At 36.9% G+C, this 13,040-nt stretch carries 17 protein-coding genes; 6 read left to right on the top strand and 11 right to left on the bottom strand.

The genetic code is table 11. The annotated features are described in order from the left end of the window. The 3 genes from ACWIUO_RS11515 to ACWIUO_RS11505 all read left to right on the top strand — a co-directional run. A partial coding sequence (locus ACWIUO_RS11515; protein ID WP_454178033.1) for a hypothetical protein occupies positions 1 to 301 on the top strand: 301 nt, incomplete at its 5' end. 91 nt (positions 302 to 392) lie between these two features. Beyond that, on the top strand, positions 393 to 1,202 hold the full coding sequence (locus ACWIUO_RS11510) for a hypothetical protein (protein ID WP_454178032.1): 810 nt from the start codon (positions 393 to 395) through the stop codon (positions 1,200 to 1,202). A 21-nt stretch (positions 1,203 to 1,223) separates the two neighbouring features. Further along, positions 1,224 to 1,544 carry a hypothetical protein gene (locus ACWIUO_RS11505; RefSeq protein ID WP_454178031.1) on the top strand — a complete coding sequence of 107 codons (321 nt, stop codon included), beginning with the start codon at positions 1,224 to 1,226 and terminating at the stop codon, positions 1,542 to 1,544. 71 nt (positions 1,545 to 1,615) lie between these two features. Here ACWIUO_RS11505 and ACWIUO_RS11500 read toward each other — a convergent pair whose 3' ends face one another. After that, a complete protein-coding gene (locus tag ACWIUO_RS11500; protein WP_454178030.1) occupies positions 1,616 to 1,762 on the bottom strand; it encodes a hypothetical protein in 147 nt (48 codons plus the stop codon). A 91-nt stretch (positions 1,763 to 1,853) separates the two neighbouring features. Here ACWIUO_RS11500 and ACWIUO_RS11495 point away from each other — a divergent pair, with 91 nt between their 5' ends. Continuing rightward, entirely contained in the window at positions 1,854 to 2,099 is a 246-nt protein-coding gene (locus ACWIUO_RS11495; RefSeq protein ID WP_454178029.1) for a hypothetical protein, read from the top strand. A gap of 506 nt (positions 2,100 to 2,605) precedes the next feature. On the opposite strand, the gene ACWIUO_RS11490 is transcribed toward ACWIUO_RS11495, so the two are convergent. The 5 genes from ACWIUO_RS11490 to ACWIUO_RS11470 all read right to left on the bottom strand — a co-directional run bounded on the left by ACWIUO_RS11490 (position 2,606) and on the right by ACWIUO_RS11470 (position 7,930). Then, positions 2,606 to 2,761, bottom strand: coding sequence for a hypothetical protein (locus ACWIUO_RS11490; RefSeq protein ID WP_454178028.1), 156 nt, complete (start codon positions 2,759 to 2,761; stop codon positions 2,606 to 2,608). 339 nt (positions 2,762 to 3,100) lie between these two features. Beyond that, the gene (locus ACWIUO_RS11485; RefSeq protein WP_454178027.1) at positions 3,101 to 4,480 is read right to left on the bottom strand and encodes a hypothetical protein; all 1,380 of its coding nucleotides are present in this window, start codon (positions 4,478 to 4,480) and stop codon (positions 3,101 to 3,103) included. Positions 4,481 to 4,509: 29 nt separating this feature from the next. Beyond that, positions 4,510 to 5,580 (bottom strand): NAD(P)H-dependent glycerol-3-phosphate dehydrogenase, encoded by a 1,071-nt coding sequence (locus tag ACWIUO_RS11480; protein ID WP_454178026.1) that lies wholly within the window; start codon positions 5,578 to 5,580, stop codon positions 4,510 to 4,512. 140 nt (positions 5,581 to 5,720) lie between these two features. Beyond that, positions 5,721 to 6,878, bottom strand: coding sequence for a hypothetical protein (locus ACWIUO_RS11475; RefSeq protein ID WP_454178025.1), 1,158 nt, complete (start codon positions 6,876 to 6,878; stop codon positions 5,721 to 5,723). A gap of 14 nt (positions 6,879 to 6,892) precedes the next feature. Beyond that, positions 6,893 to 7,930 carry a DNA-methyltransferase gene (locus ACWIUO_RS11470; RefSeq protein WP_454178024.1) on the bottom strand — a complete coding sequence of 346 codons (1,038 nt, stop codon included), beginning with the start codon at positions 7,928 to 7,930 and terminating at the stop codon, positions 6,893 to 6,895. Between the two features lie 252 nt (positions 7,931 to 8,182). Here ACWIUO_RS11470 and ACWIUO_RS11465 point away from each other — a divergent pair, with 252 nt between their 5' ends. Then, the gene (locus tag ACWIUO_RS11465; protein WP_454178023.1) at positions 8,183 to 10,288 is read left to right on the top strand and encodes a bifunctional chorismate-binding protein/class IV aminotransferase; all 2,106 of its coding nucleotides are present in this window, start codon (positions 8,183 to 8,185) and stop codon (positions 10,286 to 10,288) included. 11 nt (positions 10,289 to 10,299) lie between these two features. On the opposite strand, the gene ACWIUO_RS11460 is transcribed toward ACWIUO_RS11465, so the two are convergent. The 4 genes from ACWIUO_RS11460 to ACWIUO_RS11445 all read right to left on the bottom strand — a co-directional run bounded on the left by ACWIUO_RS11460 (position 10,300) and on the right by ACWIUO_RS11445 (position 12,373). Next, positions 10,300 to 10,581 carry a hypothetical protein gene (locus tag ACWIUO_RS11460; RefSeq protein WP_454178022.1) on the bottom strand — a complete coding sequence of 94 codons (282 nt, stop codon included), beginning with the start codon at positions 10,579 to 10,581 and terminating at the stop codon, positions 10,300 to 10,302. An 8-nt stretch (positions 10,582 to 10,589) separates the two neighbouring features. After that, the gene (locus ACWIUO_RS11455; RefSeq protein ID WP_454178021.1) at positions 10,590 to 11,462 is read right to left on the bottom strand and encodes a hypothetical protein; all 873 of its coding nucleotides are present in this window, start codon (positions 11,460 to 11,462) and stop codon (positions 10,590 to 10,592) included. 97 nt (positions 11,463 to 11,559) lie between these two features. Further along, positions 11,560 to 11,862 (bottom strand): hypothetical protein, encoded by a 303-nt coding sequence (locus ACWIUO_RS11450; RefSeq protein ID WP_454178020.1) that lies wholly within the window; start codon positions 11,860 to 11,862, stop codon positions 11,560 to 11,562. A 355-nt stretch (positions 11,863 to 12,217) separates the two neighbouring features. Continuing rightward, on the bottom strand, positions 12,218 to 12,373 hold the full coding sequence (locus tag ACWIUO_RS11445) for a hypothetical protein (RefSeq protein WP_454178019.1): 156 nt from the start codon (positions 12,371 to 12,373) through the stop codon (positions 12,218 to 12,220). Between the two features lie 74 nt (positions 12,374 to 12,447). Here ACWIUO_RS11445 and ACWIUO_RS11440 point away from each other — a divergent pair, with 74 nt between their 5' ends. Then, positions 12,448 to 12,570 carry a hypothetical protein gene (locus ACWIUO_RS11440; protein ID WP_454178018.1) on the top strand — a complete coding sequence of 41 codons (123 nt, stop codon included), beginning with the start codon at positions 12,448 to 12,450 and terminating at the stop codon, positions 12,568 to 12,570. Between the two features lie 126 nt (positions 12,571 to 12,696). Here the strand turns inward: ACWIUO_RS11440 and ACWIUO_RS11435 are convergent, their stop codons facing one another. Beyond that, positions 12,697 to 13,014: a thioredoxin family protein gene (locus ACWIUO_RS11435; protein WP_454178017.1), complete on the bottom strand. Its 318-nt coding sequence runs from the start codon at positions 13,012 to 13,014 to the stop codon at positions 12,697 to 12,699. Positions 13,015 to 13,040: the final 26 nt, after the last annotated feature.

Below are 13,040 nucleotides of genomic sequence, written 5' to 3'. Positions count from 1 at the left end.
ACAGAAGCAACTAGCCGAGCTAAGAAGCTACCAAGCCAAAAATGAATACATCAAAGCAAATAATGCAAACTTTGACAAAGAGGCTTATCACAGGGCTGGCTATGAGAAATGGGCAAAATCTAAAGGCTACTTAGGACAAAACGGACAAAATGGACAAAATCAAAACCAAAATCCACAAAATCAAGGATTTAACACAGGCACGCAAAATAACGCAGGGCAAGGCTATCAAAATCCACAAGGTTTTAGCCCAAACACGCAAGCACCACAAATGCCACAAGCCCCGCAAATTAAATTTAAGTAGATTTTGCTTTTTTTTGGATTTTAAAGAATTTGCGCTAGATTTTTAGGAAAAAAGATTTTAGCAAGTTAGATTTTTGGATAAAGGCAAGTTTATGAGTGTTTTTAGCAAGGCAATAGAATCTATCCTAAAATCTTTTGGAAAAGAGGCTAGCAAAGCTAGTAAAGAAGCTAGTAAAGAGGCTGGACAAAACGCCACAAGAAGCACAGGCAAACAAGCCTTAGAATCTAGCCCAAAACCTCCAAAATCTAGCAACGCCACGCAAGCAACGCCACACGCCACGCACGCCACAAAAACCACAACAAATAACGCTATAATGCCAAATCAAAATCCACAAAGGCAAGATATGCAAAACACCATAAAAGGCGATGGATTTAGCACAAAGCAAAATCCAACACCACCAAAGACAGACTATAATGTAAAAATGGAGCTTAGCCCGCACACACGCAAGCTAGCCGAGCTAAAAGAAAACGATATTTTTGCAGATTTAGAATATTTAGCAAACAAGCACCCTGAAATGTTTAGCAAGCCTAGCGATGTTTTTAAGCTAATGCGCGACATAAAGGACAATCCAACGCATTTTTATCAAAATAATAGACTTGATGCAGGGCTTATAGTTAAGCGATTAAAAAACAACAAAATAGGAAAAATGGTGGTAAAAAAAGACAGCGGGGAGGTTTTGCACGCCACAAAAACAAAAGAAAAAGAGTTGCAAAGACTAGAGAGAGTGGATAAAAAACACTCTGGGGACAAATCGCTAGCATTATCTAGGACTTCATCTAGCAAGGCTGCGGAGGAAAAACCCCAAAACCTAGACAGCCAACAAAATTTTAGCATAAATCAAACCAAAAACGCACAAAATCACGCTAAGGCACAAGAAAAAACGCCTTTTATGCGTGATTAAAACCAACAAAAAGGACAAAAAATGACGAGTGTTTTTGAATGTAGAAAATGTCGCAATAAAATCGAAAAAGAAATTTATTTTGAATACGGTAGCGATATTCCACTGCCATATGATTTTTCTTGCTATATTTGTGGAAGTCATAATTTTTTGGAAAACACCACACACAAAGATGATTCCAACACAAAAGACAACATAACGCCCGAGCAAGCTAAACAAAACACACTTTTAGCATTAAACGCAAAATCTATCCCCACTCCCCCCCCCCCAACGCAAATTACAAGCAGCATAAAAGTCTTGCAAGAGATAAAATCTTTGCAACGCTACTTAGCCACGATAAAATAACCCGCGCCTTTTTGGTGGCTTAGTTTTTGTTTTTTTTTGATTTTTTATTTTTTATTTTTGATTTTGGTGGCTTAGTCTTTTTTGTAGTCTAGTATTTTGCTACCAAAATGCACAAAAAAGCAAAATCTACAAAAAAATATCACTCCGCAAAAACTAGCCACGCACACGATAAACCCCCCCTTTTTTTGCCCCCGCGATTTTACCCTTAGTTTTACCACAGCTACGCTTTAGCCTAGCCACATTTTTGCCATATTTCGCACGCGCGATTTTTTATCACATTTTATGCCTTTTTGCCTCTAGCATAATCTTTTGGCAAAATCCACACATAGATTTTGCACACACTCCCCCTGCATTCTATCCCCCGCCCGCATTCTCACACACACTCACACGCCCGCACACAAAGACACCCCGCACAAAGACGCGGGCAAAGACACCCCGCACAAAGACGCGGGCAAAATTTTAGGGGCATTTTTGCTTAATTTCTTTTTGCCTTTAGAAAAAAATTTAGCGAGGGGGAATTGTGAAAAAATTGCAGGGCGTCTTGCAAAAATCTAGCGGGGAAAATTGCAAATGCAAAAACTAGCGGGAATTTAGCTGGCATTTTGCTGGTATTTTGATGATAATCTTAATGGGTTTTTGCAATCGCTAAAATGCGCTAAAACGCGCTAAATGCCACGCTAAGCGGACAATGCCAAAATCAAAAAAAGCCAAAAATTTACAAAAAATATTAAACGCGTATTTTAGGGACTTGTAAGGCTTTGAGTTTATATTTTTGCAGTGCTTCAAAGTGCTAAGGCAAGGGCGTTTTAAGCGTGTTTTTTGCAGAGAGAAAAAACGCTATTGACAAAAATTGCAAAAAATGCTTAAATCGCAATCATAAAATCTTTGCAAAAAGATTGTGTTCTTTGATTTTTTAGATTTTGCAAGTTTGCAAGTTTTGTAAGTTCGCATTTATCGCGCTTTTATCGTGTTTTTGGCTTGTTTTAGCCAGCCTTTAGCTTGCTTTTTGTTTGCAGATTGCTTGCGTGTTTTTAGCGTTTTTGCCTTTTTGGCAAGGCTTTTTAGCCTAAGAGCTTGGCTTTTTTAGGGCTTTTGCTAGAGCTTATGCAGTTTGTAGCGACTTTGCTAAGGCTTTTTGCGTGGTTTTGTGCTAGATTTTCATTTCTTTTTGTGTCATTTTTTGCAAAGAGTTTGAGGATTTGTGCTAAATATCGCAAAAAATTAAAAGCGTTTGTGTCAAAATTTGTGTCAATTTATGCAAAATCAAAAAATCTTACTCCCCATTTTACGCTACTTCAACCGCTTAAAAAACTTAAAAAGAATTATCTCTATTCTCCGCTTGTCGCAAGACAAACTAAGAATCTCTATTGTTTGATTTTTGAGATACTTCGGGCTACGCTTAAGTATGACAATGTTTTTTTGTTTATAGATTGTCGCGCAAAATATAGCGATTTGCTAAGAAATTACGCTTTATTTTTTTGCTAGCCTTTGATTCTGTTTCACTATCAATGCCAAAACAATGCCAAAAAAAAGCTATTTTAGTTTTTTGCCAAAATCTATCGCAGTTTTTTAGATTTGGTGATTTTGTCGGTATTTATGCTAAACTCAAGCATTTGTTGGGTTGCTAGATTTCCCCCAAAGCTATAAAAATAAAGGCTAATTTGCGTGCGCAAAAATGTATTTTCATAGACATAGTAGGCATTTACGCGATTAAATTCCCGCTGATAGAAGGGCAAACCCTCATAAACTAAATCTTTGTATTGACTAAAATATCTCATCTGTGGCTTGCCAAAATAATAGCTCTCCTCTATCCCAAATCCCTTGTATTCTAGCTTTGCCCTTGCCTCATAGCCTGCCCCGATATAAAATGGCTCATTCCCACTCAAACGCCTTTTTCGCTCCACCTGCCCTAGTGCGGCTAAGCCTATTTGTGCTTTTTGTAAATGCTTTGCCATCGCAGGCACAAACCCCCTAAAATCCACCTCCACATAGCCATTATACAAAATCCTATCAAGCAAAAATGTATCAGGATTGCCATTGACAAGTGGCGCGCCATCACGCCCTAAAACTTCGCTATTTTTAAAATGAAACACTAAGGTATCAAGCCCGATATTTATGCTATTTTTTATCCTAACTTCGCTTCCAAAAAGCAAGAAAAACTCATCATCTCTTTTTGCTAGATTTCCACCAAACCAATCAAAAAGCAATTCTGCTTTTGCGCTTATATTTCCTTTTGTGTCGTTTTTAGATTCCAAAGTATGCGCATTTTTAGTATATTGCAACAGCACGCCATTGCTAAGGGGAGCAAAAAACAAAAAATCATCTCTAAAAAAACTTTTTGGGTATGTTTTTAACAATTTTTTGCGTGGCAAAATCCCCAAACTAGCACTAAAACTCCCTAGCTTTCTCTCCCCGCTAGCATAGTCATAATACGCCAAAATCCCGCCTCCAGCGTTAAATACGCGCTTTTGTCCCATATCTTGCAAACCATAGCCACCAAGCCACAATTTATGAGAACCATAAATGCCAAGCCCCACTTCGCCATTTATACGCAGGGCATAGCGCGTGCGCGTATCCCACAAAAGCGATTGCGTATTTTCGATATTATCTAGCAAAAAATCAAACCCTGCATTATAAAGAAACGCTAGTTTTGCTTGCGTCTGCGCCTGTGTAGGTGGGGGCAAAGTCATATCTAGATTTTGCGCATCTTGCGTGTTTTGCGTCCCATTATCCTCCGTAGCATTATCATTGATAGTTGATTTTGTAGATTCTAGGGGAGCGGGTGTAGATTTTGCATTCAAATCCGCGCTAGATTCCACACTAGATTTTGCGTTAAATTCTGCATTAGATTTTGCATTAAATGGCGTTAGATTTTGGCAAAATGCGATTTGTGCAAAAACACAAAATCCATAAAAAGTAAGATTTAAGATTTTCATTTTGTAGCTTTGCTAGCAGATTTTACGCGCTATTTATTTAGCCTACTCATAAGGCTTAGGATTCCATCTTTGCAGGATTTGCCCTGCAAAATCCCAACCACCTCATTTACAATCGGCACATAAATATCATTTTTTTGCGCCACGGTTTGTATCGCATAAGCGGTGCGCACGCCCTCTGCCACTTCGCCTAGCTCACGCAAAATCGCTTCAATATCTTTGCCTTGAGCTAGCCCCACGCCCACGCGGTAGTTGCGTGATAGAGTAGAATTTGCACTCAAAAACAAATCCCCAGCCCCCTCTAGCCCCAAAAAAGTCTCTATTTTCCCCCCAAAATACCGCCCAAATCGCTCCATCTCAATAAGCCCCCTTGCCAAAAGCGCGGCTTTTGCATTATGCCCAAGTCGTAGCTCATCACAGATTCCCCCCGCGATTGCAAGCACATTTTTATACGCGCCACTTACCTCTGCGCCGATGATGTCCTGCCCCGCATAAGGCTTGATAAAGCTAGGGAAAAATCGCCCAAACTCTTTTGCCACGCCAATATTATACGCGTGAATCGCAATCGCACAGGGTAGTTTCGCCCTCACTTCTGCGGCAAAACTAGGACCGCTCAAAAATGCTAAATGCTCTTTTGGCAAAAAATCTAGCGCGATTTTGTGCACAAACGCCCCACTTCCCTCTTCTATGCCTTTGGAGGCAAAAAGATATTTTGTGTTGGGACAAAAATTATTTTTATTAGATTTTAGCCATTTGCGTAGATTTGCCGTGCTAATGGCGATAATGACAAAAGGCGAATATAGCGCGAGGGGATAATCTACTTGCGTGATTTTGTATGGCGTGTCATTTGGCAGGGTAAGATTGCGCCTTGAAGCGATGTGGATATTGGTGCTATGGGCTAGAGCAAAGCATAGCGCGCTACCCCACGCTCCGCCACCACAGACGGATATGGTGGCGATTTGAGAGGATTTTGTATGTCGCGTATCGTGCTTAGGATTTTGTTGCGAGCCTTGCTGTGGGCTGTGTGGCAAGTTGTGTTGCAGGCTATGTTGTGGATTGTGTTGTGGATTTGTAGGCTTTGTGCTTGGCTGTGTATCTTGCATTATGTCCCCATAAGTTGGCTTTATGATTTGTATAAAAAAAGCAAGGCAGAATCCCTTAAAAGCAAGATAGCATTATAAAATATTTTGATTAAATGATAAATCTATTATTGAATACATAAGGTTAAGTTGTGAAATATCAATCAAATATCAAGTAATAACTTGAGAAAATCTTGCGATTTTTTTATGTCTATGCTGTTGTCAAAGTTCTCAATGACTGCTTCCAAATTTTTGCCTTTATATTGTGTTACACCACGAGAATTTCTGCCAGCCCAATGGTGTTGAATTATTGTCCCGCTTAAGATTTGTTGATTAAACATTGAGCATAATTTTGTAGATAATTTGTTTTTACTATCAACAGCTACAATAAAAATAAGGTATACGCTTTTTTCTTGTGATAAAAAAGATAGCAATTTATCAATGTTGTAACCTTTTGGAGCACTTGACAAAAACAAAATCTTTGTTTTTATGTCAGTCTTTGTATGATAATCATCAAAAATATATTCATAATCCCCTAAATCATCACTTGTAAACAATTCTGGTAAAGGACTTTTTGTGCGCAAACATTCCATAACTGTAGCTTTTAAATTGGTTTCATCAGTGATTAAAAATTCTATAATTCTGCCTCTTAAATTAACATTATCTATAAAAGAGGCGATTGCTATCTCATTTTTGACATTATCTACTCGCCTTTGCAAATCATCATTTAATTTTTTATAACTTGTTGATTTCATAAAACAAATAGCGCGATTTATAGAATCATTGATTTGTTGCTTCTCTAAAACGCTCGGAACAAATTTTTTTCCGATTGGAATAATATTATTTGTTGATTCAACTAAACGAACTAAGTTTTCATCAAATCCGTATTCTTTATGAAAAGCAAATAAAACTTCAAAATTATTTGGAATATTACTTATGCCACAATATTCGCGCATAATATCGCTACCGTTAAAACTACCTTTAATATTATCAACTCTTAATTTGTGTGATGAATGGCTAATTTTATGTAAAAAAGTAGTATTGCTAAGTAATAAATGATTATTGTGCGGTGTTACAATACATACAAGAAATGGTTTATCATCATACTTGCGCAGAGCAGATAATGAAAGAACAGTATTACTAAAAAAGGCTGATGAAGATTTGCTAAACCTAATACTAAAAGATTCGCAATAATAAACACTTCTATCTTTTGTTAAGCCAAATTCGTTTTTGCACTTATCAGCCAAACTCTTTTTATCTAAAATGCCATTATACTTAGTAATAAACTTTACCAACTTAGATATTAACTGATGTTTATACAAAATATAGCTACTTTTTATTGAACTTTGCCATATTCAAATAATGTATTTTTTGAGTTATTTACTATATCAAGATTCATATTTAAATTAATATTAGACACTTTATGTTGTTTGCTATTTTGTTCACTAAGTGTATTTCTCTCCCAAAACACGCCATCTTCATAGCCTTGAATCGTTGGATTTTGAAGCGCGTTTTCTAGCCGCTCTTCGCACCACGCGCAATATCGCTCCTCAATCTCTACGCCGATAAAATGCCTCCCTAGTTTTTTTGCCACCACGCTAGTGCTCCCGCTCCCTGCAAATGGGTCAAGCACGATTTGCCCTTTATGACTTGAAGCCAAAATCAGCTTAGCGATTAGCTTTTCTGGCTTTTGCGTGGGGTGGGCGGTGTTTTCACTCATCGCCCAAAAAGGAATGGTAATATCCCCCCAAAAATTTGACGGACAAGTATCGCGGTAGTTCCCACCCTCGCTCTGCACCCAATCTTTTGGCTTGCCATTTTCTCTGTATGGGGCGATGACTTTTTTTCGCATTTTTATGGATTCTAGGTTGAATACATATTCTTTGCTACAAGTGGCAAACCAAATATCTTCTAAGCCATTTTTGTAGTTTGATTTTGCACCGCGTCCTTTTTCTCGCTGCCAAGTGATACGATTTTGCAAGCAAAACATCTCATCTAGCACACGCCCGATGATAAGGCTACTACGCCAATCACAGCATACATAAATACTCGCATTTGGCTTTAGCAATGGCTTAATCGCTTCTAGCCATTTTCTTGTGTAGATTTCATATTCGCTATCTTTTTTTTTGGCAAAAATCTTGCCATTAAAGGATTTTGTGAGATTGTAAGGGGGGTCGGCGATAAGCAAATCTATGCTAGATTTTGGCAGAAGTGGGGCGATGCTAAAAATATCGCCACAAATGGTAGAATCTAATATCTTGCGTAAATCTTTTTGCGGGGTGTTTATGCGCTTGGCACGCTCAAAAAAGATTTGCCCATCTTGCAAAGTGGTGTTTATGGTTTTGTTTCGGGGGGATTTTTTAACATTTGACATTTGCGATATTTACCTTTTTTGGTAGAATAAAATACAAAACGAACGCAGTATTATAAGACAAAATAGTTAAAATTGAAAAAATAATCGTTCATAAAATAGCTTAAGATTTGGGTTAGAATCTTACAATACTTAACACGATTTAACGAAAAAGCACAAAAATTACGCAACAAAAAACGCTAAAACATAAAGTAAATTTTTTGATTTTTTGCGCTTTTTTTTGGCATTTTTTTTAAATAGCATAAGGGAGTGATTTTGATAGATTTTAGCAACATAGATTTTGACAAGCTAAAAGCGCGTTATGGGGAGTTTTGGATTTTTGGGAAGCATTTATATTATGAACCTATGTTAGATTTTGTTTGTTTTGATAGAGCGAAGGCTAAGCACACTTTTATCAATATACAAAAAATGCTTTCGCTTCATAAAAATAGCTTTGCTGTGGGCTTTGTCTCTTATGAGCTAGGAATCCTAGAATATGGGCTAGATTTTCATTTGGATAATGCAAATAATAAGGCAGATTTTAAGGCGTTTGATTATGTAGATTTTAGAAATAAATCTAAAATCCCGCTGATATTTTTTAGGCTTTTTAGCAAACGAATAAAGCTAGCAAAACTTGCAAAATCTAACCACAAATCTAGCCAAAAAATCGCCACAAAATCTAGTGCAAATTTTATGCCAACAATCCTGCAAAATATAGATAAAGCCCGATATACAAAAGATTTTAACGCGATAAAAAACGCGCTAAAAAATGGAGATACTTATCAAATCAACTACACGCAAGAATTGCATTTGCAAAGCAGGCTAAATGGGCTAGAGATTTTTAGCCTGCTTTTGTCGCGTCAAAATACCAAATACAAAGCATTTTTGCAAACCCCTTTTGTAGAAATAGCTTCTTTTTCGCCTGAATTATTTTTGCGACTAAAAGGGCGGAAAATCAAAGTAGAGCCAATGAAAGGCACAATGCCTAGAGATGACATAAAATCTAAAGATAAAGCCAATAAAAAGACATTGCAAAATGATGAAAAAAATGTGGCTGAAAATATGATGATTGTAGATTTGCTCCGCAATGATTTGCACAAAATCGCGCATAATTTGCGCTACAAACTTTTGCAAATAAAATCCTATAAAACCCTGCATCAAATGACTTCCAAAATCACCGCTTCTTTGCACAAACAAACGATTTTAGACACTCAAAAAAATTGCTTAAAACTAAGCGATTATAAAGACACTCTTTATGAGATTTTTTGCGCACTTTTTCCCTGTGGGAGCATAAGCGGTGCGCCCAAAAAATCTAGCTTAGAAATCATAAAAAAACTAGAAAAAAGAGAGCGTGGGATTTATTGCGGTGCGATTGGGGTTATCACGCAAAAAAACAAAAAGCGCGAAATCCACACAAATAAAAAAATAAGCAAAAAACACACAGAACAAACACAAAATCTAAACGCAACTTTTAGCGTGCCGATTCGCACACTTTTTAGAAAACAAAATGAAAACTTTTGGCGATATGGCGTGGGAAGTGGTGTCGTGTGGGATTCGATTTTAAGCGAAGAAATAGCCGAGCTAGAGCTAAAATCTAGCTTTTTATTTAGGCAGGATTTTGCGCTAATCGAAACAATGCTTATAAAAAATAATCGTGCTTTTTTGCTAGAAGCGCATCTAGCTAGAATGCTAAAAAGTGCCAAAGATTTAGGATTTAATTTTTTGGATTTGCAAAAGTTTGGATTAGAAAATATAGCGCAAAATAAAGTTAATTTTGAGCCACCAATCTTAGCAAAAAATATCAGTGATTTTATGAGATTTGACCCGCTAGATTTGATAGCTACAAAAACAAATGCGTGGCAAAATCTCCCACCAAAAATGCTACAAAAACTAAGGCAAAATCTAAACTATAAAAATAACAAAAATAAACCAAAAATCTTGCGAATGTTGTTGCACAAAAATGGCGAAATAAAAATAGAGATTTTGCCATTTACACAGATAAAATCTAGCGTGATAAAAATCGCTAAAAACAAGCTAAATTCACGCAATGACGCTTTGTATCACAAAAGCACTTTGAGGGAGCATTTCACACAGATTCCCACAGGGTGCAATAATATTTTTGATTTTATTTACCTAAATGAAAATGGCGAAATCTGCGAGGGAAGCAGAAGTAATATTGTGATTTTGGCGCGTGAAAAAAATGGCGTAAATCTCTACACGCCAAGCCAAAAAAGCGGGCTACTAAATGGCGTGTTACGCAAATATTTTTTGCGCGACAAAATCGTGCGCGAAAAGGTTTTAAAATTACAAGATTTGCAAAATGCGGAGAAAATATTTTGTATAAATTCTGTGCGTGGCGTGCAAGAAGTATTTTTAAAATAAAAGGTGTTTTTTTATAATGCAGGGATAGAAATCGTGGTGTTATTTTGCGGAATTTGTGCGTTTGCGCTAAAGGCGTTTTTGCTTAAAATATTGATATAAGAAAATGAAAGATTTAGTTTTAAATCATTGCTTTTTGTCATTATCTCATCGACATTTACGGATTTTGCGACTGCATTGCCACAAAGTGCCAAAACAGCAAATAACAGCACAATAATTTTGCAGGTTTTATCTTGTGGCAAATGCAATAAAAGCCTTAAGTTTGTTTTATAAAGTATTATGATTTTACCAAACATCAACAAGCCTAATACCCAATCCCAGCCTCAATCATTATCCCAAAATTTTGACTTGCGGGGTAGCCTCTGCGACTACTAGGATTTGCATTGTCGGTGTAATCCGCATAAAAAGGCACATTGCTACCTTGCGCTAGATTTTCGTATTTGCCGATAGCTTTTATATACCATTCTTTGCGCTCATCTATGTCTTTAGCAAACCCTAGCGAAGCGGCAATATTATAGCTAAAGCCTTTGAGGTTAGATTTTGCGCCATAAGTCCTGCCTAGCTCATAGTAGCCACTTAAGACATTAAAACCAGCGGAGTATTCTATGCGAGATTTGCTAGCAATGGGAATTTTACCCTGTGCTTCTAGCCCCAAATATAGCAAGTTTTTATTAAATCCGCTTTTGTTGCCGCTTGCATTCAAATAATCATCGCCCAATACTAGATTGACAAAAAGCGGGATATTTTTTGTTAGCACATTTACACCAAGTTTGATTTTTACATCGGTGTTTATGGCAGTTTGTTGCTTGCCTAAATTTTCAAATGTTGCCCCGCTATATTTAATGCTACCAAGCCCTAAGCGAATACCTATAAACCCTTGAAATCGCTTGTAAGATTCTATCAATTCACCATTGATAAATCCACCATAAGATTGCGCTTTAGCTGTGTTGGCATTGAAATCATAATAGTTAGCACCTACGCCAAATCTACCACTTAGACAATGCCCCTCATCATTTTCAAAGCATAGTCCCACTGCGTTTGAGTCGCTAAGAAAAAATCCAGCTAAACCAAAAACAAAAAGGATTTTGCGCACTTTTGTAGCAAAAATTGTCTTATAAAATCCTCTTTGTTTTTTCTCTAAAATCATTTGTTGTTTGATTGGTTTTAATGATGTCATTTTTGACTCCTTTTGATTTTTTGTGCGCTAAGCAAGGATTTTGCTTCCTTGCTTAGCTTATTGTTGGATAATCTTGTATTGCTACTATGGCACTAGATTAAAATCTTTGTCCATAGTTAAAGTCAATACGACAGCCTTTGCTAAAAATCGCACATAGCCCATAAGAAACAGCAGAGATTCCAAAAGCAACACCTATGGCAGGCCAAAATTCGCCTTTGGTTTCTTTTAGCTCTTCTTGAGATAAGACTTGCACATTTAGATTCTTAGCATTTTCGCCAAAAAGAAAGTTAGAATCCGCTTGCGTAAATGTTGATTCTACTTTAGAACCAACGCCATTTGCTGATAGCCCGCTAATGCCTAAAAAGGCACTCAATGTTAGTGTTGAAATGATTTTATTCATCTCAATACCTCCTTATTAAAAGATTTAGATTTTGCCACCTTATGTGAGAATCTATCTCAAGGTGGCGAGTCGATTATACAAAAAAAAAAAAACAAGTCAAGTAAATTGATTATGTTTTTCATAATTTCTTATTTTGCGCGGATTTTAGGAATCAACGATTAGTGATTGTGTCTTTTGTCATTGGCAAGAGAGGGAAAATCTGTCATTGCGAGAATTTGCATTATTGTCATTGCGAGATTCTAGGTTTTTGTCAAAAAGGCTAGATTCGTGGCAATCCATAAAAAAATTTGTCATACTGAGGTTTTGCACAAAACCGAAGTATCTCTAAATTCAAAACTCAAACAGAATTAAGCGTCTAGCGAAATATCTCTGTTTGTATCAATAGCTTGAGTTTCTTCGCTTTTTTGCAAAAACCTCCGTATGACAATGTTAGTTCGTCATTGCGAGATTTTGCGCTAGCAAAATCGTGGCAATCTATGACTAAAAATCGCAAAAGAGCGTTATTTGGCATTTTTTAATTGTGGATTGCCACGACTTGCTGTTGGTAAGTCTTGCAATGACTAGTATTCCCACTCCCTTAGCACGATGGGGTTAGGGTGGGCGAATCCCAAAATATTGCCATTTCATTGTCATTGCGAGCGGATTTTGTATAAAATCCGCGTGGCAATCTATAAAACCAAAATCAAAAAACTAAACAACGAAAAATAACAACTACCCAACTACAAAAATTAACCCCTTGCAAAAAATTAACCATCGAAAAAAATTAACTCTCGCAAAAATCAATCATCGCAAAAATCAGCCACTTGCAAAAATTTAATCCCACAAAACTTAACTCTACCTTAGTTTTATCAATCTATCAAGCACGTTTTTTATAGGGGTTTTGCTATCTGGCTCGATGATTCTCTCTCCCACTTCCTTGCCATTTGCATAAAAAATCAGCGTTGGGATTTTGTAAATCCCTAGCTCATCTTTTAGCTTTTCGTTATTATCAAAATCTAGCAGGATAAATTTCACTTCTTTATACTCGCCCTCCAAACTCTCCATAATAGGCTTTATCCGCACGCAATCAGGACACCAACTAGCACTCATTTCTACCACGCATAGCCCTTCTGTGATTAAGCTAGCAAAATCATTTTTTGTTGCATGTATCATTTGTATTCCTTTATTTGTAGTGATAT

The organism is Helicobacter sp. T3_23-1056, assembly GCF_053654535.1.
Note: the sequence above shows the minus strand (reverse complement) of the source record. Positions and strands in the feature narration are given on the sequence as shown.

Coding starts and splice junctions, on each gene's coding strand:
- ACWIUO_RS11510 (WP_454178032.1), top strand. CDS start 393: ATGAGTGTTTTTAGCAAGGCAATAGAATCTATCCTAAAATCTTTTGGA.
- ACWIUO_RS11505 (WP_454178031.1), top strand. CDS start 1,224: ATGACGAGTGTTTTTGAATGTAGAAAATGTCGCAATAAAATCGAAAAA.
- ACWIUO_RS11485 (WP_454178027.1), bottom strand. CDS start 4,480: ATGAAAATCTTAAATCTTACTTTTTATGGATTTTGTGTTTTTGCACAA.
- ACWIUO_RS11480 (WP_454178026.1), bottom strand. CDS start 5,580: ATGCAAGATACACAGCCAAGCACAAAGCCTACAAATCCACAACACAAT.
- ACWIUO_RS11470 (WP_454178024.1), bottom strand. CDS start 7,930: ATGTCAAATGTTAAAAAATCCCCCCGAAACAAAACCATAAACACCACT.
- ACWIUO_RS11460 (WP_454178022.1), bottom strand. CDS start 10,581: ATGTTTGGTAAAATCATAATACTTTATAAAACAAACTTAAGGCTTTTA.
- ACWIUO_RS11455 (WP_454178021.1), bottom strand. CDS start 11,462: ATGACATCATTAAAACCAATCAAACAACAAATGATTTTAGAGAAAAAA.
- ACWIUO_RS11450 (WP_454178020.1), bottom strand. CDS start 11,862: ATGAATAAAATCATTTCAACACTAACATTGAGTGCCTTTTTAGGCATT.
- ACWIUO_RS11445 (WP_454178019.1), bottom strand. CDS start 12,373: ATGCCAAATAACGCTCTTTTGCGATTTTTAGTCATAGATTGCCACGAT.
- ACWIUO_RS11440 (WP_454178018.1), top strand. CDS start 12,448: ATGGGGTTAGGGTGGGCGAATCCCAAAATATTGCCATTTCATTGTCAT.
- ACWIUO_RS11435 (WP_454178017.1), bottom strand. CDS start 13,014: ATGATACATGCAACAAAAAATGATTTTGCTAGCTTAATCACAGAAGGG.